The organism is Curtobacterium sp. NPDC089689, from assembly GCF_044749145.1.
In the GTDB taxonomy this organism is placed as follows: Bacteria; Actinomycetota; Actinomycetes; order Actinomycetales; family Microbacteriaceae; genus Curtobacterium.
In genome coordinates, this window is sequence record NZ_JBIVHJ010000001.1 from 261,349 (window position 1) to 285,889 (window position 24,541).

Sequence of the window (24,541 nt, forward strand, 5' to 3'; positions counted from 1 at the left end):
CGCCGGCGCGGCGGTCGCGGTCCTCGGACCGGTGACGGCAGTCAGGGCGGTCACGGGGCCACGGCGGTCACCGCAGTCGCGGCGATCACGGCCTGGAGGCACGGCTCGTCGCCGACACGCCACGCACGACTCCGGGTCAGTCCCGTGGCACGACCGCGTAGCGCCGCAGCGACAGCGACGGGTTCACCGACCGCACCGCGGTCGTCGTGTCGGTGTCGATCGTCGCGACGAGCAGACCCGGTGTCGCGCCGGCTGCGGCGACCGCGACCCCGGACGGGTCGAGCACGACCGACCCCCCGACGCCGATCGGCGGCGTCTGCCCCACCCCCACGACCCAGACGGTGTTCTCGATCGCGCGCGCTGTGAGCAGGGTCCGCCAGTGGTGCTCCTTGCCAGGACCCCGGACCCACTCCGCCGGGAGCACGACCACGTCCGCGGCACCCAGCTCCGGATCGGCGAGGCGTCGGGTGACCTCCGGGAAGCGCAGGTCGTAGCAGGTCTCGAGCCCCACGCGGACGCCTGCGAGCTCGAACACGGCCAGCTGCTCCGGGTCCCCCGCGTCGATCCGGTCCGACTCCCGCGACCCGAACGCGTCGTACAGGTGCACCTTCCGGTAGGCCACGTCGAGCGTGCCGTCGGGCCGCACGGTCACGAGGGTGTTCCGGAACCGCCCCGGAGCGTCGGCCGTCTCGGCGACACCGACGACGAGCGCGAGCCCGGTGTCGCGCGCGATCTGCTGCAGGCCGGTGACGAACGGTCCGTCGAGCGGCTGCGCGGCGGCGACGAACCGGTCGTCGATGTCGGCCGTGAAGTACGAGCTGTACTCGGGCGTCACGAGGAGCTGCGCGCCTCGCTCGACTGCCTGCTCCGCGAAGGTCCGGACCGAGTCGAGGTTGGCGACCGGGTCGTCCACGGGCGCGAACTGTGCAGCGGCGATCGTGAGGGAGCCCATGCCGCGAGCGTACTGCCCGCACCGATCGTCGCTGCGAGGAAGGGTGGCGCGGGAACGACGAAAGCCCCGGTCCATCGGACCGGGGCTTTCGTGTGACGCTTGGTTGCGGGGGCAGGATTTGAACCTACGACCTCTGGGTTATGAGCCCAGCGAGCTACCGAACTGCTCCACCCCGCGGCACATTCAATAGCTTAGCGGGGCCCGTGGCGGGGTGCAAATCGAGCGCCCCGCCACGGCGTGTCAGTTGCCGCCCTCGGCCCTGGTCGCGGCCTCGATCGCATCCTGCAGCCGCTGGTCCGCCTCGGCAGCGGCGACGAGGTCGTTGTTCGCGTACGCCTCCTGCCGGTCGGACAGCGCCTGCTTCGCCTCGTCGAGGGCCTTCTGCAGTGCCGCGTTGTCCGTGCTGCCCGAACCGGATTTCGACGACCCCGCACCCGTGGAACCGGAGTTCGACGAACCGCTGTCGGACGAACCGCTGTCGGACGAGCCACTGTCGGAGGAGCCCGAGTCGGACGAACCGGAACCCGAGTCCGACGAGCCGTCCGAGACACCCTGGTCGCCCGCGTTCGCTCCGGAGTTGCCACCGAAGAGCGTGTCGAGCGCCTGGTCGAGGGTGTCCTCGAACGCGATCTTGTCGCCGAAGGCCACGAGGACCTTCTGCAGCAGCGGGTACGAACCGCTCGACGTCGACTGGACGTACACGGGCTGGACGTAGAGGAAGCCGCCGCCGACCGGGAGCGTGAGCAGGTTGCCCTGCTTCACGGTCGAGTTGCCCCGCTTCAGGATGTTCAGCTCCTGCGAGACGTTCGTGTCCGAGTTGAAGAGGTTCTGCACCTGCAGCGGACCGGGGATGTTGTCGGTCTTCGGCATGGTCAGCAGCGTGAGCTTGCCGTACCCGGACGCCTTCTTGCCCTTGCCCGCTCCGCCGGCGTCCGAGTCGACCGCGAGGTACCCGGTCAGGACGTTCCGGCTGTCCGCACCACGACCCGACTGCTGCGGGATGTACGTGGTGTAGAGCGAGTACTTCGTCTCGGACCCGGGCACCTTCATCGTCAGGTAGTACGGGTCCTGCAGGTCGTCGGCGTTGGTCGTCGTCGTGCTCTGCACGCCGAGGCCGTTCGTCGTCGTGTTCGTGATCGCCGACGAGTCGGAGGACGACGAGTCGCTGTTCGCCTCCTTGGTGGGCTCCTGCGGCGTCTGCCAGGCGTCGTCACCCGAGTAGAACGAGTTCGCGTCCGTGACGTGGTAGGTCGCGAGGATCGACCGCTGCACCTTGAACAGGTCGGTCGGGTACCGCACGTGGTCGAGCAGTTCGGCGCTCATCGACGACACCGGCTCGAGCGACGTCGGGAAGATCTTCTGCCACGTCTTGAGCAGCGGGTCCGAGGTGTCCCACGCGTAGAGCGTCACCTTGCCGGTGTACGCGTCGACCGTCGCCTTCACCGAGTTCCGGATGTAGTTGACCTGGTCGGTGCTGTAGGCCGACGACTCGGCCCCGCTGATGCTCGCCTGCAGGCTCGCGCTCTGCGAGTACGGGTACGCGTTCGTGGTGGTGTAGCCGTCGACGATCCACACGATGCGGTGGTCGACGATGGCCGGGTACGCGTCCTGGTCGGTCTGCAGGTACGGCGCGACCTTCTGGACGCGCTGCACGGGGTTCCGGTCGTACAGGATCTGCGAGTCGGCGTTCACCCGCTGGGACAGCAGGATCTGCTCGGACTGGAACTTCGCCGCGTAGACGAGTCGGTTGAAGAAGTTGCCGATGCTCGGTCCGCCGTTCGCGGCGTACGTCGTCGTGGCGTTGCCGCCGCTGTCCGCGTCGTCGCTCTCCTCGGACCCGGACGGGTAGTCGAGCTCGATGTTCTTGGAGCCCTTCGGCGCACCGACGATCGAGTACTGCGGCGAGTTCTCACCGAAGTAGACGCGCTGCTGGAAGTCGCCGAGCGCTCCGCTCGAGGGGATCCCCGACTCGAGGAACACCGGCTTGCCGTCGCTCGCACGCTGGTTGCCGTACGCCGCGGCCACACCGTAGCCGTGCGTGTACACGAAGGTGCGGTTGTACTGCGTGTTCGTCTTGGCGCTGAGCCCGTCGAGGTTGATGTCGCGCACGGCGATCACGGTGTCCTCGGTCTGGCCCTTGATGTCGTAACGGTCGACGTCGAGGGTGTCGGGGAACTTGTAGTACTGCCGGTACTGCTGGAGCTGGCTGAAGGTGTCCGAGACGATCTTCGGGTCGATCAGACGGATGTTCGCCGTCGTCTGGGCGTCGGAGGCCAGCGCGCCCGAGGACGCGCTCGTCTTCGCGTCGTAGTTCTGCTCCTGCGTGGTGGCGACCCCGTAGGCGTCCCGCGTCGCGTCGATGTTCCGCTGGATGTACGACGACTCGTACGAGCCCTCGGACGGCTTCACCTGCAGACGCTGGACGATCCAGGGGTAGATGCCGCCGACCACGATCGCGGCGACCAGGAGCAGCCCGGTCCCGACGATCGAGATGCGCCAGCGCCCGATGACCGCGGTCACGATGAAGAGGATCGCGACGATCGCCGCGATGCCCGCCATGATCTCGCGGCCGGGGATGACCGCGTTGACGTCGGTGTACTGCGCACCGGTGATGAGCGAGTTGTTCTTCGCGAGGGTCGCGTACTGGTCGAGCCAGAGGCTGACCGCCTGGAGCGCGATGTACACGGCGGCCGTGACCGCCAGCTGGACGCGGGCGGCGCGGGAGATGCGGACCTCACGCCCGCCGAAGCGCATGGCGCCGTAGAGGTAGAGGGCGGCGAGCGCCGCGAGCCCGGCGATGAGCACGACCGCCGAGGAGTACGCGACGATCGACCGCCAGAACGGCAGCTCGAAGACGTAGAACCCGATGTCGAGGCCGAACTGCGGGTCCTTCTTGCCGAACGGGGTCCGGTTGAAGTACTCGAGCACCATGCTCCAGCGCCCGGACGTCGAGAGCCCCGCGAAGACGCCGAGGACGACCGGGATGCCGATCATGACCGCGCGCCGGAGCGGCTCGATGACCTGCTGGTAGCGGTCGAGCTGCGAGTTGAGCTTCGCGTAGACCGGCCGGAACCGGAACGCCAGCGCGATGCTGAGGTACACCGGGACCGCCATGCCGAGGAACCCGGCGACGAACATCAGCGTGCCGGCGATCCACCGCGTGGTGAGGACCTGCTGGAACCCGAGCTGCGCGAACCACGCGTAGTCGGTGTAGAGGCTGGCGAAGATGAAGAAGGCGATCACCAGTGCCGCCAGCACGATGATCGTGACCACGATGGGGACCCGCGGCGAGCGCCGCCCAGAGGAGGATGGACCCGAGGTGGACGAGGTGGTCGTCACTTGATGTGCTCCAGACGTGTCGGACCGGCGGGCCCGGCGCGGCGGGCCGTCAGTGCGTCGATCCTATTGGTCGCGACCGACAGTGAAACTGTACGGGGACTCAGGAAGGCGACCCGTGCCTCCCGGCAGACGGCCTGGAGGCGCGGATCGCGACGTGCGCGCACGTCGCGTGGACCGTGTGGCCGGCCTAGGACGTGCAGCGCGCGAGCCCCGCGGTGCTCTTCCCCGCCGCGATGGTCTGCAGGTCGGTGACCGCCTGGTCGAGCGTGCCGACCTTGTAGACGTCGAGCCCGTCCGGCACGTGCCCCACGACCTCGTCGCAGTTGTCCGCCGGAGCGAGGAAGATCGTCGCGCCCGCGTCCTTCGCGCCGTACATCTTCTGGCGGATGCCGCCGATCGGCCCGACCTGCCCCTGCGCCGTGATCGTGCCGGTACCGGCGACGTGCTCGCCGCCGTTGAGCTTGCCGGGGGTGATCTCGTCGATGATCCCGAGCGCGAACATCATGCCGGCCGAGGGGCCGCCGACGTCCTGCAGGGTGATCTTCACGTCGAACGGGAAGTCGTAGCGCTCGACGACGCCGACGCCCAGGAGCGCGGTGCCGTCCTGCTCGCGCGGCGTGACCCGGACCTGGCGTTCCGTCCCGTCGCGTTCGATGGTGACCGTCGCCGGGCTGCTCGTCCCGTGCTTCGCCACGGCGGCGCGGAGGCTCGACGCGTCGACGTCCTCGGTGAGTTGCGTGCCGTCGAAGGCGCGGATGACGTCGCCCTTCTCGATCGTGCCGTCGGCCGCCGACCCCTTCTGGACGGTCCCGACCTCGAGTTCGGTCGGCACCGGGATGTCCTGCTGGACGAGGGCTGCGGCGACGGCGGACTGCTGCGACTGCTGCATGTCGGCGGTGTCCTGCTGGCTGATCTGCTCGTTCGTGGTGCCGGGCGGGTAGATCTGCGACGCGGGGACCACGGCCTGGGACTTCGTGAACAGCGCGCGGATGACGCTCGTCCAGCTCGGCCGGTGCGTGGCGTCGCCCTGGACGCCGACGGTCAGCATGTCGAGCGCACCGGACGTCGGGTAGGTCTTCCGCCCGGAGATCTGGATGAGCTCGACCTCCTTCGCGTCCTTGCCCTGGCCCTGCTCCTGCGTACCGATGGTGTTGTAGACCGGACCGGGCACCTCGATGAGGTACGGGCTCGGCAGGAAGCTGGCGAGGAGGCCGAGCACGACGGCGCCGATGACGAACGCCCAACCGAGCGTCCGGGCACGCGATCGACGACGGGGCTCGGGGGCGAAGAGCGTCACGCAGGGTCCTTCCACAGGGGTGTTCGCCCTCGGCGCAGCGGTTCGGGCGTTCCCACGGGAGCGTCCCAGGTCGGTGCCCGTGAGCAGCGGTTAGCGTAGTCGGCATGCCTGATGAACCGCAGCCGGGGCCGGACGACGACTTCCAGGAGATGCTGCGCAAGCTGCTGTCCGGGGAGGGCCAGATCGACCCGTCGCAGCTCGCCGGTGCGGCTGGGCTCCCCAACGACCCGGCGTTCGTGGCCAACCTGATGAGCCAGCTCCAGCGGGCCGCGCAGTCGGGTGGGGACGGCATCGACTTCTCGGTCACCGCCGAGCGTGCGACGGCGATCGCGCGGGAGGGCGGCCACGCGGTCGACCCCGCGACCTCGCAGGCGTCGGACCAGGCGTTCCAGGTCGCGGCGCTGTGGCTCGACGAGGTCACGACCGTCGCCGAGCTCACGGCCACCCCGAGCCTCTACACCCGCGAGCAGTGGGCGAAGGCCACCGCTCCGGTGTGGACGCAGATCGCCGAACCGGTCGCCTCGAGCATCGCGAACGCCCTCACCGAGGCGATCGACCAGCGCGCGCCCGAGGAGCTCAAGGCCATGCTCGGCGACGTCTCGAAGGCGATGCGCGGCGTCGGCGGTGCCCTGTTCGCGGTCCAGCTCGGGCAGGTCGTCGGACAGCTCTCGAAGGAGGTCGTCTCCGGCGGCGACGTCGGCGTCCCGCTGCTCGACGAGCAGGTCGCGGCGCTCCTCCCCCAGAACGTCGCGGAGTTCGCCGAGGGGCTCGACGTCCCCGAGGACGAGGTCCGCATCTGGTTGGCCGTCCGCGAACTCGCGCACGCCCGGCTCTTCCGCTCGGCCCGGTGGCTGCGACTGCACATCATCTCCTCGATCACCGACTACGCGAAGGGCATCCACATCCCCTTCGACCGCGTCGAGGAGCTCGCCGCCGACATCGACCCGACCGACCAGGAGCAGCTCCGCGACGCCCTCGCGTCCGGCGCGCTCATCCCCCCGCGCACACCCGAGCAGGACGCCGCACTCGCCCGCCTCGAGACGATGCTCGCGCTCGTCGAGGGCTGGGTCGACACCGTCACCGCGGCAGCCACCGCCCGGCTCCCCCGCGCGGACGCGATCGCCGAGATGGTCCGGCGGCGTCGAGCGGCCGGCGGTCCGGCCGAGTCGGCGTTCGCCACGCTGGTGGGGCTCGAGCTCCGGCCGCGCCGTCTCCGCGAGGCCGCGGCGATGTGGCAGCGGGTCACCGACGAACTCGGCGCCGAGGGCCGGGACGCCCTGTGGTCGCACTTCGACGCGGTGCCGACGTCCGAGGACATCGACGCCCCGGACGCGCTCGTGCTCCGCCTGAAGAACCCGGGCTTCTCCGCGGAGGACGACGAGTTCGACAAGGCGCTGCAGGACCTCCTCGACGACAGCACCGGCAGCCGTCCGCACGAGGACGAGCAGGGCCGGGTCGCGGACACCGACGGCAGCGGGGACGCCGACGGGAAGGAGGGCGGCGCCGACGGCGACGAGGGCGGCGCGGGGCCGAAGGCCTAGCGGCGCGGGTTCTCCACAGATCGCCACCGCCCGCCCCGAGCACGGCCCGGGTGCGCGACGGTGGGTGCATGGGCATCCGCATCGACCCGACGCTCGAGTTCGTGTGGCGTGATCCGGCGACCGTGCAGCTCGGGGTCGATCCGCCACGGGCCGTCGTCCCGGTGCCCACGACGGCCGAGGAGCGCTTCCTCTGCGCGCTGCGCCGTGAGACCGGCCGCGACGCGCTGACCGCGCTCGCCGACACGCTCGGCTGCCGACCGGAGGTCGCGGCGTCCGTGCTCGCGGCCGCCTCCCCCGCCGTCGTCGAGGTCCTGCCGCCGCCCTCGCCCCGCGTGCAGGTGCACGGCAAGGGGTCGCTCGCCGACGTGATCGCCGCACAACTCGCCGGCGAGGGCACGGAGGTGGTCCGGACGGAGCCCTCCCCGACCGCGCGCGACCGGCCGACCGCGGTCACGGAGCCCGACGACGTTCCGCTGGCGTTCGCCGTCGTCGTCGCCGACCACGTGGTCGACCCCGCGCTCCGGGCATCGTGGACGCGGCGCGAGGTCCCGCACCTGGCGGTGGTGGTGGGCGACGGCACGGTCCGGATCGGTCCGGTGGTGTCGGACGACGGTGGTCCGTGCCTGCAGTGCCTCGAGTACGCCCGTTCGGACGAGGACCCTGCGTGGCCCGCCGTCGCCGCACAGGTGTGGGGGCGTCCTGCTGCCGCACTCGGCCCCTGGCGCACGGCGGCGGTCGCGGTCGCCGCGGTGCGGGTCGTGCTCGGACGGCTGCCGAGTGCGACCGTCGCCCGCGGTCGTCCGGGGGACGCAGACCACCGGGACCAGCTCGTCCTCGACCGGTCCGACCTGGCGGTCACACGCCGCTCGGTGCCGCCCCATCCACGCTGTGCGTGTCGAGCGCTGCCAGGAACCGACTCGGCGCCCGGCTGCCCCCGCGCACCGAACCCTGCCGCGACCACGTCACCGTCACCGAGCGACGCGCTCGGGTGAGGCCCACGTAGAAGAGGCGTCGTTCCTCGTCGACCTCGGTGTCGGTGGTGGCGTGCGAGATCGGCAGGAGCCCCTCGGCGGCGCCGACGATCACCACGTGCGGCCACTCCAGCCCCTTCGAGGAGTGCAGGGTCGCGAGCGTCACGGCGTCGAGTTCCGGCTCGTGGTGCGTGGCAGCGCGGTCGACGAGGTCCTGGGTGAACTGCTGCATCGTCGTGCCGGCGGGGGCGTCCTCGGCCAGACCCATGATCGCCTGCAGCGCCTCCCACTGCTCGCGCACCGCGCCGGTCCCCTCCGGCGGTGTCGGCGTCCAACCGCTGACCTGCAGCACGAGACCCACACGACGTGTCAGCTCGTCGTCGGTCTGCCGGACGGCCTCGCCCCGCATGTGGTGCACCGCGAGCTTCACCTCGGGTCGGTCGAAGAAGCGGGTGCCGCCCTGGACCCGGTACGGGATGCCCGCACGGCCGAGCGCCGCCTCGAGTGCCGCCGACTGCGCGCCGACCCGGAAGAGCACCGCGACGTCACCGAAGGCCGCACCACCGGCGACGACGTCACCGATCGTCCGCGCGACGGTCTGCGCTTCGTCACCGTCGTGGACGCAGGCGACGACTGACGGCTCCGGCCCGGGGAACGTGCTCTGGGCGACGAGGTCGAGCGCACCCGGCTGCCCGCGCATGAGCGTGTTGGCGGCGTGCACGACCTCGCGTGTCGAGCGGTAGTTCCGCTCGAGCCGCAGGACGGAACCACGGGGGAACTCCGACCCGAACCCGAGCAGGAACCCGCTCGACGCCCCCGCGAACGAGTAGATCGTCTGGCTCGCGTCGCCGACCACGCACACGTCGTCCCGGCCGCCGAGCCAGGCGCGGAGCAGTGCGTGCTGCACGGGCGAGACGTCCTGGTACTCGTCGACCACGAAGAAGCGGTACTGCTGCCGCACGTAGGACGCGACCCGGGGCTCCGACTCGACCATGCCGAGCGTCGCGAGCAGCACGTCCTCGAAGTCGAGCTGCCGACGGTCGTCCTTGAGCTGCTCGTAGGCGCGCATGAGGTCGACCACCCGCCGCGGGGTGGTGTCCCGCGGCATGGTGCGCTCGGCAGCGGCGGCCTCGTACTCGTCGAGCGTGAGCATCTGGACCTTGCGCCACTCGACCTCGGCGGCGAGGTCCCGCAGCACAGGGGTGTCGACGTGCAACCCGACGGTGTCCGCGGCGTGCGCGATCACCCGCCCCTTCTTGTCGACGAGCCGCGGAGCGTGGCCGCCGACGGTGTCCGGCCAGAAGTAGCTGAGCTGGGCCATCGCCGCCGAGTGGAACGTGCGTGCCTGCACCGTGCCGGCGCCGAGCGCTCGGAGTCGCGACCGGAGCTCGCCGGCGGCCCGGGTGGTGAAGGTCAGGGCGAGGACGTGGTTCGGCGAGTAGGTGCCGGTCGCGACGCCGTACGCGATCCGGTGCGTGATCGCCCGCGTCTTGCCGGTACCGGCACCGGCGAGCACCGCGACGGGGCCGAGCAGCGTCCGGGCGACGGTGCGCTGCTCCGGGTCGAGTGCGGCGAGCAGCTCGTCCGGCGAGGGCGACGCCGGACCGACGGCTGGGGCGTTCGGAGTGCGGTCCGCGCCGACTCCGCTCACGGCAGGTCCAGCGGCCCGCCGTACCACTCCTCGATGATGGCGCGGGCGATGGAGGTCCGACCGGGCAGCAGCAGGGTGTCACCGGCGCGCTCGCGGATCTCGTCGCGCGAGAACCACCGCACGTCGAGGATCTCCACGCCGTCCGGACGCGCCGTCGTCGGGTCGCCGTCCACCGCACGGGCGCGGAACCCGAGCATGAGGGACGCGGGGAACGGCCACGGCTGCGACCCGAGGTACTCGGGCTCCTCGACGCGCACGCCGGACTCCTCCCAGACCTCGCGCCGCACGGCGTCCTCGAGGGACTCCCCCGGCTCGACGAAGCCCGCGAGCAGCGAGTAGCGGTCGGCGTCCCAGGCGGCGTTCGAGCCGAGCAGGATGCGGTCGTCCGCGTCCGTCACACCCACGATGATCGCCGCGTCGGTCCGCGGGAAGAGTTCGTGCCCCTCCGGGTCGCGGCGGACCCAGCCGCCCGTGGTGACCTCCGACGGGGACCCGGTGCGGGGCGAGAAGCCGTGCACGGCGTGCCAGTTCGCCATCGCGACCGCCTCGACCGCGAGACCCTGGTCACGCGCGGACAGCTCGGTGCCGAACATGCGCAGGCTCTCCCAGGCGTCCTCGTCCGGCTCGATCGTCCGTGCGGTGTCCGCGTCGACGAAGGCCGCGACGAACCGGGTGCCGGCCGGGGCGTCGGCCGCGTCGGTGATCGCACGCCCGAGGTAGAGCGTCACGGTGTCCGCGGGGACGTCCGCCGCCGACACGAAGCGCAGCGTGCCGTCGGCGTTCCGGAGCATCTCGGCTCCACGCAGCGGCAGGTACCGGGTCGAGCGGTCCTCGCGCAGGACGCGGTCGAGGTCGGGCGTGGTGCGGAACTCGGCATCGCGGTCGAGTTCGTTCCGGGACAGCGGCAGTCTGGCGGCGAACTCGACGGTCACGGCGGAGGGCTCCTCAGATCAGCGGCTTCGGCCGGGAGCGCCCGGGTCAGCGTGGCGCGCCCGGATGGCGACGACACGGACCTACCCTGATGGGCATGGCGGGATCCCAGTTCACTCTAGCCGCGTTGGCGACGACGGCCGTGCCCGGGCTCGTCGTCACGGGCACGCGCACGCTCGGCTCGGCGGCGTCCGGGGACTACGAGTCGGCGGTCCTCCGCGACGCCGACGGCACCGCGCTCGCGATCCGCCGACCACGCAACCAGCGGGCCGAGGCGCGGCAGTCCGCCGACCTCGTCGCGATCCGTGCGCTGAGCGCCGGCATCCGCACGCGCCTCCCGTTCGCGGTGGCCGAGTACCGCGGCCAGGCGCCGATCGGGTCGACCCGCGCCATCGTGACCACCTACGTGCCCGGCACGCACCCGACGCTGCGGTCGCTCGCGGACCGGCCCGACCTCGCCACCTCCGTCGGCCGCGCCGTCGCCGCCGTCCACCAGCTCCCCACGAGCTTCGTCACCGACGCCGGCCTGCCGTCGCTCACCCCCTTCGAGGTGCTGCGCTCAGCGGTCTCGGTGATGGACCGTGCGGTCGCCACGAAGCTCGTCCCGGCGGCGCTCAAGGAGCGCTGGGAGGGCGCGGCCCGCGACCAGCAGCTCTGGCAGTTCACGCCGACCGTCGTGCACGGCTCGTTCGGAACCGAGTCGGTGCTCGTCGAGGGCGACGCCGTGTCGGGTGTCCTCGGGTGGGGCGAGCTGCGGCTCGGCGACCCCGCGAAGGACCTCGCGTGGGTGCTCGCCGGTCGCGCGGAGGCGTTCGACACCGTCCTCAGCGCGTACGAGGCGAACGGCGGCGGCCGGGACCGCCAGCTCGCGCAGCGCGCTCGCGTGCACCACGAGCTCGAGACCGCGCAGTGGCTGCTGCACGGCGTGCAGGTCAAGAGCACCGAGGTCGTCGACGACGCGGTCGCGATGATGCACCGGCTGGTCGACGCGGTGCACGCACCGAGCGCCGCGCCGCTGCAGTCCGTGTCCCCTGAGACGATGGAGATCGGCGAGGTCGAGCAGCTGCTGTCGTCGACCGAGCGTCGACACGGCTGACGCCACCGGTCGCGACTCCCCGCTCAACTCCGCCGGACGGTCACGAACCGTCGCCGCGGACGCCCGGAACCGACGGGTCGTGACCACTCGACACCCTGCACGCGGGGTGTCATGACCGGGGCTGGCGCGGGTGCCCGGCTTCCGCCGGGTGGTCGACGCGACCGCCTGGAGGCCCGGTGCCGGTCTGCGAGACAGGCACCGGGCCTCCAGGCGGTGCTGACGGATGCCGGGTACCGACCCGTGCGCCGGTTCGGGTCGGCCTGCGCCGAGGGGCGGGGTCAGCCGATCGCGTCCTGCCACGCCCGCTCGAGACCGGCGCGGTCGAGGAGTCCGGTCGGTCGCACCTCGAGGTCGTCGGCCACGAAGTAGAACACCGCATCGACCTCGGCGAGCGGCCGCCCCGTGAACTCCGCGTAGGCGACGCGGTACAGCGCGAGCTGCAACTGCCGCTTCGCGAGGTCGTCGCGTCCGCTCGGCGCCTTGCCGGTCTTCCAGTCGACGACCTCCGCCCGCCCGTCGATCTCGTACACGGCGTCGAGCTTGCAGATCACGCTGTGCCCGAGGAAGGGGATGTGGATCTCGCGCTCGACCTCGACCGGCGTCAGCTCGGCCCACCGCGAGCGCGCGAAGGTCTCCTGGAACGCCGCGAGCCGCCGGGCGTCGTCGTCGGTGACGGGTACCGTCGCCGAGGCGTCCGGCAGGTCGTCCGTGTCGAGATCCGCCTCGCCCGCCCACGGGTCGAGTGTCTCCAGCGAGCCGCCCGCACGCGCACGCCGCTCGACCCACTGGTGGAACAGCGTGCCGAGCCGGGTCGCGCGGTAGGGCCGCTCCGGCATCGGGCGTCGGAGCCGCTCGGCGACCCGGTCCGGCTCGGACAGGTAGTCCTTGAACCCGGAGGCGGGCACGCGGTGCGGCACCACCACGGCGTGCCGGGCGCTGCGGACCGCGGCCCGCTCGGCGAGCAGCAGGTCGATGTCCGCGGCGAACCGGCCGGCGGCACCGGGGTTCGCGTTCCGGACACGGTCGGCCGCGGCGTGCACCCGCGCCGCCCGCTGGCCGAACGGCACGTGCGGCCACGACTGGGTCGCACCGGACTCGCCCAGCGGGTCGTGTTCGTGGTGCGACTGCTCCGGAACGGCATCGGCCGCGATCACCCCGGCGTCCCGGAGGTCGGCGAGGTAGCGGCTCGGCGCCGTCGGCTTCACACCGCCGGACCAGAACGAGCCGGACACGAGCAGGTCGTGCTTCGCCCGGGTGAGCGCCACGTAGGTGAGGCGTCGCTCTTCGTCCTCGTTGCGGATCTGCATCTCGGCCTTGAACGCCTCGATCGCGTCGCGGACGTCCTTCTGGGTCTCCTGCCCGCGCCACGCCAACCGGGGCAGCTCGTCCGCGTCGCCGCGGAACTCGTACGGCAGCCGGCCGAAGCCGATCCAGCCCGAGGAGCCCTCCTGCGGCCGCGCGGGGAGGCCCCCCTCGACCATGCGCGGCACCGCGACGGCGTCCCACTCGAGGCCCTTCGACCCGTGGATCGTCAGGATCTGGACCGTCCCGGCCTCGGGTTCCTCGGACCGCGGTCCCATGTCGTCCCGTCGGGCGGCGGCGTCGATCCAGCCGAGGAACGCACCGAGGTCGGCACGGTCGTCGGTGGTGACGAACCCGGCGAGCTCGTCGAGGAAGGCGTCGAGGAACGCCTGGCTGCCCTGCTCGTGCGCGGCGACCTCGACGTCGAGCCGCATCTCCTGCACGACGAGCGTCACGAAGTCGACGAGGTCCCCCCGAGCACGCTGCCGCAGGGCCTGGAGCTGCTGACCGAGCGCGCGCATGCGTGACCGTCCGGCCGGGGAGATCCGGTCGAGGGCCCCGTGCTCGTCGGGCGCGGTCGCCACGAAGTCGAGCGCGTCGACGACCGAGCCGTGCTCCCCCGCGGCGACCGACGCCCGGAACGCCGCGGTCAGGTCGTCGTTGAGCCGCTGCTGGGTGTGGTCGCGTCCGAACAGCCACTTCGCGAGGTCGTGCAGTGCGGCGATGTCCGCGGCGCCGACCCGCCACCGAGCACCCGCGAGCAACCGGATGAGGTCGTTGCCGGCCGCCGGGTCGTGCAGCACCCGGAGGCACGCGACGAGGTCCACGATCTCCGGACGCTGCAGCAGCCCGCCCGTGCCGAGCACGTGGAACGGCACCCCGAGCTCGCCGAGCGCCCCGGTGAAGGCCGCGAGGTCCTTCCGGGCCCGGAGCAGCAGCGCCATCGACGCACGGGGATCCCGCCGCCGGTGGGCACGGAACCACTGCGCCACCGACGCGGCTTCCTCCGGCAGGGTCTCGGCGAAGACGACCTCGACCGAACCGTCGTCGGCACCGGGTCGCGGGGAGAGCCGCTCGACCGCGACGTCCGAGGCCTCGGACAGCGGCGACACGACGGCGTTCGCGGCCGCGAGGACGTCGACCGGGTTGCGCCAGCTCGTCGACAGCGGGAAGGTCACCGGGGTCGGCTGGTCGTCACCGCCGAAGTCACGCGGGAACCGGCCGAGGTTCGCCGCGCTCGCGCCCCGGAAGCCGTAGATCGACTGGTGCGGGTCACCGACCGCCATCACCGGGTGCCCCCGGAACAGTCGTGCGAGGAACCGGGTCTGGACGACGGACGTGTCCTGGTACTCGTCGAGGAGCACCACGCCGAACCGGCTCCGGAGGTCGTCGACCACACGGGGCGCCGACTCGGCCGCGGCGAGCGCCAGGGCGATCTGGTCGGAGAACTCGACGAACCCTCGGTCGACCTTCTGCCGACGGAACCGCTCGACGAGGTCGGCGAGGGGCTCCAGGCCGCCGACCGCCGCCACGGCCTTCGCGACGTCGGCGTAGGGCTTGCCACGGTTGCCCGGCAGTTCCAGGACCTCCGCGAACTCGATCGCGAACCGCCGCAGCTGCTCGGGTTCGACGAGGTGCTCGGACGCTGCTCCGGCGAGGGCGACGACGGCCGCCGTGACGGTGTCGACGTCGCGGTCCAGGCCGGCGAGCCGGTCGTCCCGGGCCTCGACCACGACCCGGCGGGCGAGCTGCCAGGCGGAGGGCTCGGTGAGGACCTGCGACTCGCCGTCCCGGCCGACCAGGAGCGCGTTCTCGCGGAACACCGAGTTGGCGAACGCGTTGTAGGTGGACACGGTCGGGGCCTCGAACGCGTCACCAGGGGTGATCAGGCCGACGTCCTCGAGGGCCCGGATGCGGTCGTTGATGCGCACCGAGAGCTCGCCCGCGGCCTTGCGGGTGAAGGTCAGGCCGAGGACCCCGTCGGGGCGGACCAGACCGTTGGCGAGGAGCCACACGACCCGGGACGCCATGGTCTCGGTCTTGCCGCTGCCGGCGCCGGCGACGACGAGGGCGGGGGCGAGCGGCGACTCGATGACGGCGCGCTGCTGGGCTGTGGGACGGGGACGGCCGAGGGCGTCGGCGATCTCGTCGGCGCTGCGTGCGACAGCGACGGCGACCTGCTCGGTGCTCACCAGGTGACCTCCCCCACCACGTGGATCCGGCACTCGGCGCCGGTCCGGGACTGCTCGCAGTGAACGTCCACGTTCGCGAGGAACGTCCGACCGGCCATCCCGCGGGCGACCCCGTGCAGGCGTTCCCGGTATGCCTCACGCGTGTCGGGGTCGAACGCGTGCTGCGTCCGCTCCGAGTACGCGTGGGCGCTCCGGGCGTTCTGCACGAACACCAGCCGGGCGTCCGCCATCGGCGCACCCGCCGGGACGCCCTCGACGGCGCCGTCCTCGACCGCGAGCTGGTACGCGCCGAGCTGCGGGTGCTCCGGCATGTCGTTCTTCTCGCTGGGCATCGACCGACCGGTCTTGAGGTCGACCACGCTGATGCGTCCGTCGGCGTCGACCTCGATGCGGTCGATGCTGCCGCGCATCCGTGCCGGCCCGGTCACGAGGGAGAACGCGGTCTCGGCTCCGAGGAGGCGCCGGCCGGCCGCGGCGAAGGTGCGGAGGTAGTCGCTCAGCCCCTCGATCATCCGGCGGGTGCGGGCACGCTCGCGGTCGGCGATCCACGGGGACTCGAAGGTGAGCTCGCCCCAGCGGGATTCGACGTGCGCCCAGAGGGACTCGACGTCGACGCTCGTGGCGTGCTCCATGGCGTCGTGGACGATCGTGCCGATGCCCATCGCCGGGCTCGGGGCGCCGCCGCCGAACGTCTGCACGAACCAGTGCACCGGGCACTCCTCGAACGTGCCGATGCGCGACGGCGAGACGCTCACGGTCGGCGCGACCACCGGTCCGCCCTCGTACTCCGGCGCCGGCTCGGCGTCGAGGTCGACGAGCGGTGCGTCGGTCGTCGGTTCCGCCGTGCCGTACCAGTCGTCCGGGTCGGCGCCGGGGACCTCGGCCTCGGCCAGACGGGCGAGCGCGGACGCGGCCTCCGGGTCACCAGAGGCCACGACCCGTCGTCGGAGCGAACCGGCGAGACCGCGCAGCGACAGCGGGTGCACGGTCGCGGTGCGGTCCGGCGGCTCCGGGACGAGGCGGACGAACGGCGACGGGGACTCGTCGTCGTTCGCGACCGTGCCGATCACCACCTGGGTCGTCGCCCGGGACACCGCGCGGGCGAAGAGGCGGAGCTCGTCGGCGATGACCGCGGCGCGGTCGTCCACGGCCGAGCGCTCGGTGCCCTCGGCCGCGCGGACCATGCCGTCGGGGTCGAGCAGGCTGCCGCGGACCCGGGTGTTCGGCCACACGCCGTCCTGCAGCCCGAGCACCACCACCACGTCGCACTCGAGGCCGACGGTCGCCGACGGGGTGAGCACGCGCACCCGGCCGGCGGTCCGGTCGGGTCCGATGGAGTCCTCCGGGAGGTCCGCGTCGAGCAGGTCGTCGACGAACACCCGCGCTGGCGCGTCCGGCGTGCGCTCGACGAACCGCTTCGCCGCGGTGAAGAGCCCGACCACGGCGTCGAGGTGCCGGTCGGCCTCCCCCGCGCCGACGCCGCCGGCCTCGGACTGCGACCGCCAGACCTCCGCGAGACCGCTGCGCTCCCAGAGCCCCCAGAGGATCTCCTCGATGCTGGCATCCGCCTCGGCGTCGGCGCGGGCCTGCACGAGGCTCTTCGCCAGCCGGGTGGCCCGCCGCGCGAACCCGGCGTCGATCGTCGCGAGGCGTTCCGGAGCGCCGAGCGCCTCGACGAGGAGCTCGTCGGCGGTGCGGGTGCCGTCACCCGCCAGTTCCTCGCGGCGGAGGGCGAGCCGCAGGCGCCGCATCGCGAGGGTGTCGAGGCCGCCGAGCGGCCCGGTCGCGAACGCGGTGGCGAGGTCGGCGTCGAGCGGGAGCACCCCGAGGGCGACGGCCGCCGCGTCGAGGAGCGACCGCGCTGCCGAGTCGTCGCGGACCCGCACGGGCGCTGCCCCCGCGGTCGCGGGAACCTCGGCCACGGACAGGGCCCGGACGAGCTCGGGGATCGCGGCGCCGCTGCGGGTCACGACGACCATCCGGTGCCAGGGCACGCCGTCGAGGAGCCGGTGCTCGCGGAGTCGCCGGGCGATCGCGACGACGAGCGCCGCACGGCTCGCGCCCTGCACGTGCACGACCGCGTCGGACCGGGCGTCGGTGACCGTGGCGACCGCGGAGCGCTGCCGACCGGCCGCCGCCGCGCCGATCCGTGCGGTGATGCCGGTGACGAGGGCCCGGACCGGTGCGGCGTGCCGGTGGACCGTCCCGAGGACGACCTGCTCGACGTCGGCGACACCGAGCCGTGCGCCGAGCCGACCGAGCACGTCCGGCACGGCGCCGCGGAACGCGGACGCCGCGATGTCCGGGTCGCCGAAGGCCACGACCTGCACGCCCGAGCGGGCCAGCGCGCCGAGCAGCGCGATCTCGCCCTCGACGAGCTCCTGCGTGTCGTCGACCACGACGGTCCGGAGTGCGGCGACCGCCGGCGGGACCTGCCCGCGGAGGACGGCGGCGGTGGCGTACGCGACGAGCTCGGCGGCGTCGAGGCTGGTCGCGCGGAAGGCCGAGAGCGCGGCGCGGTACCCGTCGACGAAGTCCCCGACCGCGCGCCACTCCGGATGGCCGGTCTCGTCGCCGAGTTCGCGCATCTCGTCCGGCTCGATCCCCGCGGCGACGGCGCGCATCATCACGTCGCGCAGTGCCGTGCGGAACCCGGCGCGTTCGCGGACCACGGCCGTGATCGGCTCCGGCCAGTCCGGGCCCGTGCCGTCGGACTCGTGCCCGGCGAGGAGGTCGGCGATGATCCGGTCCTGCTCGCCGCCGGTGAGGAGCGTCGGGACCTCCTGCCCCTGTGCGACGGCGGCGTGCGTGACGACCTGGAACGCGAGGGAGTTCACCGTGCGGCCGAGGGCCCCGGGGACCACGCGGTCCACCGCGGTCGCCAGGCGGTCGCGCAGGGCCGTCGCGGCGGTGCGCGCCGAGGTGAGCGCGAGGACCGTGGAGTACCCGTCCGAGGAGATCGCGTCCGCCGCCCGGAGGCGCCCGGCGACGAACCGGGCCAGGGTCGTGGTCTTGCCCGTGCCCGGCGCACCGATGACCGCGGCGTGCCGGTCCGGGGGCAGCGCGAGCACGGCGTCCTGCGCCGCGTCGGGGGCCAGCGCACGCGCGACGCCCGTGTCGTCGGGGGTGGGCGTGAGGGTGGTCCGGGGCACGCTCGTACGGTACCCACGACGGCCGACACCGCCGACGCCCGACACGGCGCCGTGGACCGTTCCGCGCGGGTGGTGTGCGCCCGCGGCGAACGGCCGGAGCAGCCGGGGACCGCCCCGCTACGCTGTGGTCGTGGACATCAAGATCGGCATCATGAACAGCCCGCGCGAGATCGCGTTCGAGAGCGCGCAGACCGCTGACCAGATCGAGCAGGCGGTGTCGGAGGCCCTCACGGCGAAGGCCACGCACCTCTCCCTGCAGGACGAGAAGGGCCGTCGCTTCATCGTGCCGGTCGCGTCGCTCGCGTACGTCGAGGTCGGCGCGGAAGAGGCTCGTCGCATCGGCTTCGTCGCCTGACGTGGAGCTGCTCTTCGCCGTGCTCGGCGGCCTGCTCGTCGGGGCCGTCGCGCACGTCGTGCTGCCGTGGCGCGCGAGCCGGGGCGTCCTGGTGGGTCCGGTCGTCGGCGGCGTCGCCTCGGCCGTGCTCTGGGAGGCCCTGACCTGGGCCGGGTGGCCGTACGACGGCGGCTGGATCTGGGTCGTGGCACTCGTCGGCGCGGCCGTCGCGGCGTCCGTGGCCGCGTGGGTGCTCGGCAGCCGTCGCCGGGCAGCGGACGACGCGTACTACGAGCGCGTCCGGGCGAACGGCGCCTGAACCGCTGAGCCGCGCCGCGGCCGACCGCTCCGGCGAACGCAGCAGAGCCGCCGGCGCTGCGAACGCAGCAGAGCCGCCGGCGCTGGTCCGCGACTCAGGCGGTGAGACCGAGCGCGTCCATCCGCCGACTGTGCGCCGCGATGAGCTCCGTCCAGACCGGCTCGAGCCGCGACTGGTCCTCCCGGGCGTGCGACGCGAGCGCCGAGCGCGCCACGAGCAGGGTGTCCCCGACGAGTCGCCGGCCCCACATCGCCAGTCGCGAGCCCACGCGGGGATCGGCCTCGATGTGCGCGGTCAGCTCCTCCACGACCGCTGCCTCCTCACGCGCGTCGAACACCGTGCGGAGCCGCTGCCGGACGTCGATCGGGAGCGAGCGCAGCAGGTCGTCGAACAGGTCGTTGAGGATGCCGGCGGTGACGTAGCCGGTGAGCATCGACTCGTACCAGTCGGCACCGCTCGTCCGCTCGAGGAAGCGGTCGATCGCCTCGCGGTGCGGGGCCATGAGCTCGGCCGGGTCCTGCCCGTTCCGCTCGATCTCGGCGACGATGGTCCGGTGTCGCTCGAGCGCGGTCGTCGCGAGCACGCCCGTGACCAGCCGTCCGGAGAGCGTCGGCGCCGCTGCCCCGGCGCGGCCCATCGTCTCGTACATCGACAGCTGCAGGTACGCGGCCTGACCGAGGTAGACGTCGAGCTCGGGGCTGACGTCGTCCAGCCGGAGCCGCTCACCGGACGCCTTCTTCGGGTTGCGCGAGGCGAGCCAGGCGGCAGCCAGCCGCGCAGCACGTTTCCGGTTCCACCAAGAGACCACGCCAGCAGCATAGGGGTCCGGACCCGGGACCCCGGTCCGCGTCGGTAGACTGGTCGGGACTTCCACCAGGACTAAGGTGATTCTTTGACTTTCGCAGACCTCAACATCGAGCAGGACATCGTCGACGCGCTCGCGACGAAGGGCATCATCGAGCCCTTCCCGATCCAGCAGCAGACGATCCCGCTCGCCCTGACCGGGCAGGACATCATCGGTCAGGCCAAGACGGGCACCGGCAAGACCTTCGGCTTCGGCCTGCCGCTCATCCAGCGCCTCGGAGCCGCTCCGGAGCCGGGCGTGAAGGCCCTCGTCGTCGTCCCGACCCGCGAGCTCGCGGTCCAGGTGACCGAGGACCTCGAGCTGGCCACCTCGAACCGCCCGACGACCATCGTGTCGATCTACGGCGGCAAGGCGTACGAGGGCCAGATCGAGCAGCTCAAGGCCGGCGCGCAGATCGTCGTCGGCACCCCGGGCCGCCTCATCGACCTGCAGCGCCAGCGCCTCCTCGACCTCTCCCACGTGCAGGAGGTGGTCCTCGACGAGGCCGACCGCATGCTCGACCTCGGGTTCCTCTCGGACATCGAGCGCATCTTCCAGGCCGTCCCGGCCGTGCGGCACACGATGCTGTTCTCGGCGACGATGCCCGCCCCGATCGTCGCCCTCGCCCGTCGCTTCATGTCGCGCCCGGTGCACATCCGCGCGACCGACCCGGACGAGGGCCTGACGCAGGCGAACATCAAGCACGTCATCTACCGCGCGCACTCGCTCGACAAGGACGAGGTCATCGCCCGCATCCTGCAGGCCGAGGGTCGCGGCAAGACCGTGATCTTCACCCGGACGAAGCGCGCCGCCGCGAAGCTCGTCGAGGAGCTGAAGGACCGCGGCTTCAACGCCGCCGCCGTCCACGGCGACCTCAACCAGGAGCAGCGCGAGCGCGCCATGGCCGCCTTCAAGGCCGGCAAGCGCGACGTCCTCATCGCGACCGACGTCGCGGCCCGCGGCATCGACGTCGACGACGTGACGCACGTCATCAACCACACGATCCCGGACGACCCCGACACCTACCTGCACCGTGCCGGCCGCACGGGCCGCGCCGGCAAGACCGGCATCGCGGTCACGTTCGTCGACTGGGACGACCTGCACAAGTGGACGCTCATCGACAAGGCGCTCCAGTTCGGCATCCCGGAGCCCGTCGAGACCTACTCGTCGTCCCCGCACCTCTTCGCCGACCTCGACATCCCCGCCGGCACCAAGGGCCGCCTCCCCGGTTCGTCGGCGCACGCCGCGTCGGCCGGCACCGGCGAGGGCAAGGGTGGCGACCGCCAGCGCGGCGGTCAGCAGGGCGAGGGTCGTTCCGGCGGCTCGCGGTCGCGTTCGCGCAGTCGCACCCGCTCGGGAGGCTCGGCACCGGCCACGACGGAGCCGTCCGACACGCAGGCGCCCACCTCTCCCCCCGCGGACGGCGCGACCGCCGAGGCCGGTTCCGGTGACGGGGCCGCCAAGCGCCGCCGTCGACGTCGTCGCCGCAGCGGTGCCGGCTCGTCCGAGGCGACCGCCTCGGCACCGCAGGCCGCCGGCGAAGGCGAGTAGCGCCTCCGGGCCGAAGGGTCCGTCGCTGACGCGACGGACCCTTCGTCGTCCCCGCCCACCGGGGTCGGGAAGGGACCGGGTTGCCGGGTCAGGCCAGGCGGGCGCCCGGACCGGAGACGGGTGCGGAACCGGTGGCCTCGGCGACGATCGCGTCGAACGCAGCGCGGGACGTGCGGTGCTCACCGAGTCGGTTCGGCTTGCCGGTGCCGTGGTAGTCGCTCGACCCGGTGACGAACAGGTCGAAGCGCACCGCCCAGTCGAGCAGGGTGCGTTTGCCGTGGGAGACGTTCTCGCGGTGGTCGACCTCGAGGCCGCCGAGCCCCGCGCCGACGAGGGCGCGCAGCATCTCCTCGTCGATGACGATGCCGCGCGACGACGCTGCTGGGTGCGCGATGACCGGGACGCCGCCGGCACCGCGGATGAGCTCGACACCGCGCAGTGGCGACGGAGCCTCGTGCGGTTCGTAGTACCCGGAGGCCGGGTGCAGGATGCCGCGGAACGCCGCGCTCCGGTCCGGTTCGAGGCCGCGGGCGACCAGGGCGTCCGCGATGTGCGGGCGTCCGATGGTCGCGCCCTCACTGGCCTGCGCGAGCACGTCGTCCCAGGTCAGCGGGTGGTCGGCGCCGATGCGCTCCACCATGCGGCGCGCGCGGGCCAGGCGGCCGTCGCGGATGCGGGTGGTCTCGGCGACGAGCGCAGGGTCGGTCGGGTCGACGAGGTACCCGAGCACGTGCACGCTGCGGTACCCGATGCGGGTGCTGAGTTCGAGGCCTGGCAGGAGCGTGACCGGGAGCTCGCGGGCGGTCGCGATCGCCTCGTCCCAGCCAGCGGTGGTGTCGTGGTCCGTCAGTGCGACGCCGTCCAACCCGGCGGCTGCGGCGGCCCGGACGAGCTCGGCGGGGCGCTCGGTGCCGTCGGACACGCTCGAGTGCGTGTGCAGGTCGATGAACGGATCGGGCACGTCGCCAATGGTATCCACAGGCGAGCACGCGCACAGGCCGCGGTGGTCGGGACGGTGCGAGGATGGGTGCATGGCCGACACCACTCCCCGCGCGACGAGCAACCGTTCCACGACCCCCGGCTCCTCGACCTTCAAGGACTACATCGGGTCACAGTGGGCCGAGCGCGAGCGCCCGCTCCCCGGACCCCGCGAGCAGGCCGCGCACGCCGCCGCACGTCGGGCACGCATCTCCGAGCTGCACACCGGCCGCACGATCGTCGTGCCGGCCGGCCAGGCGAAGGTCCGCTCGAACGACTGCGACTACCCGTTCCGACCGCACTCCGCGTTCGCGCACCTCACCGGCTGGGGCTCCGACACGGTCGTCGGCTCCGTGCTCGTGATGACACCGAACGGCTCCGGGCACGACACCACCCTGTACTTCCGGGCGACGGCGGGCCGCGACTCCGAGGAGTTCTACGCCAACCCGGAGATCGGCGAGTTCTGGGTCGGGCCGCGTCCGTCCCTGGCCGAGGTCGCAGCCGACCTCGGCGTCGCCACCGCCGACCTGGGCGACCTCGACGCGGTCGTCGACGGCCTCGACGCCACCGTGCTCGTGGTCCGCGACGCCGACACCGACCTGACCCGCTCGTTCGACGAGCGTCTCGGCAGCGCGGTCGGCGGCGCCCCCGAGCAGGACGGCGCCCCGGCGACCGACGACGTCCTCGCCCGCGACCTCTCGGAGCTCCGCCTGGTGAAGGACGCGTACGAGGTGCACGAGCTCCGCCAGGCCGTGGCGGCGACGAAGGCCGGGTTCGACGACGTCATCGCCGACTTCGACGCCGTGCTGGCGCACCCCCGCGGCGAGCGCATCGTCGAGGGCACCTTCAACCGCCGTGCCCGCGCGGACGGCAACACCGTCGGGTACGACACGATCGCGGCGTCCGGACACCACGCCTGCATCCTGCACTGGACCCGGAACGACGGCGCCGTGCAGCCGGGCGACCTGATCCTCATCGACGCGGGGGTCGAGGTCGACTCGTTCTACACCGCCGACATCACCCGCACCCTGCCGGTGAGCGGCACCTTCACCGAGGTGCAGCGGATGGTCTACGAAGCCGTGCTCGAAGCGGCGGACGCGGCGTTCGCGATCGTCAAGCCGGGCATCACCTTCCGGCAGGTGCACGCCACCGCGATGGAGGTCATCGCCCGGAAGACCGCCGAGTGGGGCTTCCTGCCCGGCACGGCGGACGAGTCGTTGCAGCCCGAGAACCAGTTCCACCGCCGGTACATGGTGCACGGGACGAGCCACCACCTCGGACTCGACGTGCACGACTGCGCGAAGGCCCGCCGTGAGATGTACATCGACGGCGTCGTGCAGCCCGGCATGGTGTTCACGATCGAGCCCGGCCTGTACTTCCAGCAGGACGACCTGACGGTGCCGGAGGAGTTCCGCGGCATCGGCGTGCGCATCGAGGACGACATCCTCGTGACCGAGGACGGCGCCGAGAACCTGTCGATCGGGATCCCCCGGACCCCCTCGGAAGTGGAGGGGTGGATCGCCCGCTCCGGCCGCTAGCCTGAGCGGGTGACCACGCCCGAGCACACGCCGACGACGGACGACCTCGACATCGAGGTCGAGCACTTCGACTCCCCGGACGCCCAGCGCCTCCGTGCCGCGCAGCGCCTGGAGATCGACCGCGCCTACGGGCAGGACACCGAGCCGGGCGAGAAGCCCACGGCCGAGTCGATCGCGGTGTTCTTCGTGGCGCGGGACGCCTCGGGCACGCCGCTCGGCTGCGGTGGGCTGCGGGTCGTGCAGGACGGCATCACGGAGATCAAGCGGATGTACGTGCGGCCGGAGTCGCGCGGCGCCGGGGTGTCGACCGCGCTCCTCCGTCGTCTGGAAGAGGCAGCGTTCGACCTGGGTTCACCGGCGCTCGTGCTGGAGACGGGCACGGAGCAGAAACGGTCGATCGGGTTCTACGAACGCGAGGGCTTCACGCGGATCGCGAACTTCGGCCCGTACGCGGGCGTGCCGACCTCCGTCTGCTACTCCAAGGTCCTGTAGCCCCGGCCGCCCGGCGTCGCGCCCGCGCCGCGCCCGCGCCCTCGGTTGGTCGCACGACCTGC

General features: G+C 72.7%; 16 protein-coding genes and 1 tRNA gene. 7 read left to right on the forward strand and 10 right to left on the reverse strand.

Going from position 1 to position 24,541, the window contains the following annotated elements:
• Window positions 1-136: 136 nt before the first annotated feature.
• The 4 genes from ACIPYW_RS01230 to ACIPYW_RS01245 form a co-directional block, all read right to left on the reverse strand.
• Window positions 137-952 carry a carbon-nitrogen hydrolase family protein gene (locus ACIPYW_RS01230; RefSeq protein WP_400410066.1) on the reverse strand — a complete coding sequence of 272 codons (816 nt, stop codon included), beginning with the start codon at window positions 950-952 and terminating at the stop codon, window positions 137-139.
• Between the two features lie 100 nt (window positions 953-1,052).
• A tRNA-Met gene (locus ACIPYW_RS01235) sits at window positions 1,053-1,129 on the reverse strand.
• A 63-nt stretch (window positions 1,130-1,192) separates the two neighbouring features.
• The gene (locus ACIPYW_RS01240) at window positions 1,193-4,225 is read right to left on the reverse strand and encodes a UPF0182 family protein (RefSeq protein WP_400410068.1); all 3,033 of its coding nucleotides are present in this window, start codon (window positions 4,223-4,225) and stop codon (window positions 1,193-1,195) included.
• Window positions 4,226-4,478: 253 nt separating this feature from the next.
• Window positions 4,479-5,588, reverse strand: a complete 1,110-nt coding sequence (locus tag ACIPYW_RS01245; RefSeq protein WP_400410070.1) for a PDZ domain-containing protein — start codon at window positions 5,586-5,588, stop codon at window positions 4,479-4,481.
• A gap of 104 nt (window positions 5,589-5,692) precedes the next feature.
• Between ACIPYW_RS01245 and ACIPYW_RS01250 the strand changes: the two genes are divergently transcribed.
• A complete protein-coding gene (locus tag ACIPYW_RS01250; RefSeq protein WP_400410072.1) occupies window positions 5,693-7,129 on the forward strand; it encodes a zinc-dependent metalloprotease in 1,437 nt (478 codons plus the stop codon).
• An 855-nt stretch (window positions 7,130-7,984) separates the two neighbouring features.
• Here the strand turns inward: ACIPYW_RS01250 and ACIPYW_RS01255 are convergent.
• Together ACIPYW_RS01255 and nudC are read right to left on the reverse strand one after the other, a co-directional pair.
• Window positions 7,985-9,751, reverse strand: coding sequence for an ATP-dependent helicase (locus tag ACIPYW_RS01255; RefSeq protein WP_400410073.1), 1,767 nt, complete (start codon window positions 9,749-9,751; stop codon window positions 7,985-7,987).
• Window positions 9,748-10,683, reverse strand: coding sequence for an NAD(+) diphosphatase (gene nudC, locus ACIPYW_RS01260; protein ID WP_400410075.1), 936 nt, complete (start codon window positions 10,681-10,683; stop codon window positions 9,748-9,750). The genes ACIPYW_RS01255 and nudC overlap by 4 nt, the downstream gene beginning before the upstream one ends.
• A 95-nt stretch (window positions 10,684-10,778) precedes the next feature.
• Here nudC and ACIPYW_RS01265 point away from each other — a divergent pair, with 95 nt between their 5' ends.
• Window positions 10,779-11,777, forward strand: coding sequence for a phosphotransferase (locus ACIPYW_RS01265; RefSeq protein WP_290132484.1), 999 nt, complete (start codon window positions 10,779-10,781; stop codon window positions 11,775-11,777).
• Window positions 11,778-12,055: 278 nt separating this feature from the next.
• Here the strand turns inward: ACIPYW_RS01265 and ACIPYW_RS01270 are convergent, their stop codons facing one another.
• A complete protein-coding gene (locus ACIPYW_RS01270) occupies window positions 12,056-15,271 on the reverse strand; it encodes a UvrD-helicase domain-containing protein (protein ID WP_400410078.1) in 3,216 nt (1,071 codons plus the stop codon).
• Complete coding sequence (locus tag ACIPYW_RS01275) at window positions 15,268-18,423, reverse strand: ATP-dependent helicase (protein WP_400410081.1); 3,156 nt, start codon at window positions 18,421-18,423, stop codon at window positions 15,268-15,270. Before ACIPYW_RS01275 ends, ACIPYW_RS01270 begins: the two co-directional genes overlap by 4 nt.
• 130 nt (window positions 18,424-18,553) lie before the next feature.
• Here ACIPYW_RS01275 and ACIPYW_RS01280 point away from each other — a divergent pair, with 130 nt between their 5' ends.
• Window positions 18,554-18,778 (forward strand): DUF3107 domain-containing protein, encoded by a 225-nt coding sequence (locus ACIPYW_RS01280; RefSeq protein WP_400410082.1) that lies wholly within the window; start codon window positions 18,554-18,556, stop codon window positions 18,776-18,778.
• A gap of 1 nt (window position 18,779) precedes the next feature.
• Window positions 18,780-19,076 carry a hypothetical protein gene (locus tag ACIPYW_RS01285; protein WP_400410084.1) on the forward strand — a complete coding sequence of 99 codons (297 nt, stop codon included), beginning with the start codon at window positions 18,780-18,782 and terminating at the stop codon, window positions 19,074-19,076.
• Between the two features lie 94 nt (window positions 19,077-19,170).
• Here the strand turns inward: ACIPYW_RS01285 and ACIPYW_RS01290 are convergent, their stop codons facing one another.
• Window positions 19,171-19,884 (reverse strand): ferritin-like fold-containing protein, encoded by a 714-nt coding sequence (locus ACIPYW_RS01290; protein WP_400410086.1) that lies wholly within the window; start codon window positions 19,882-19,884, stop codon window positions 19,171-19,173.
• Window positions 19,885-19,968: 84 nt separating this feature from the next.
• Between ACIPYW_RS01290 and ACIPYW_RS01295 the strand changes: the two genes are divergently transcribed.
• Window positions 19,969-21,471, forward strand: coding sequence for a DEAD/DEAH box helicase (locus tag ACIPYW_RS01295; protein WP_400410088.1), 1,503 nt, complete (start codon window positions 19,969-19,971; stop codon window positions 21,469-21,471).
• A gap of 88 nt (window positions 21,472-21,559) precedes the next feature.
• On the opposite strand, the gene ACIPYW_RS01300 is transcribed toward ACIPYW_RS01295, so the two are convergent.
• Complete coding sequence (locus tag ACIPYW_RS01300; RefSeq protein ID WP_400410090.1) at window positions 21,560-22,432, reverse strand: PHP domain-containing protein; 873 nt, start codon at window positions 22,430-22,432, stop codon at window positions 21,560-21,562.
• Between the two features lie 70 nt (window positions 22,433-22,502).
• Here ACIPYW_RS01300 and ACIPYW_RS01305 point away from each other — a divergent pair, with 70 nt between their 5' ends.
• Together ACIPYW_RS01305 and ACIPYW_RS01310 are read left to right on the forward strand one after the other, a co-directional pair.
• Window positions 22,503-23,987, forward strand: coding sequence for an aminopeptidase P family protein (locus ACIPYW_RS01305; protein WP_400410092.1), 1,485 nt, complete (start codon window positions 22,503-22,505; stop codon window positions 23,985-23,987).
• A 9-nt stretch (window positions 23,988-23,996) separates the two neighbouring features.
• Complete coding sequence (locus ACIPYW_RS01310; protein ID WP_400410094.1) at window positions 23,997-24,479, forward strand: GNAT family N-acetyltransferase; 483 nt, start codon at window positions 23,997-23,999, stop codon at window positions 24,477-24,479.
• Window positions 24,480-24,541: the final 62 nt, after the last annotated feature.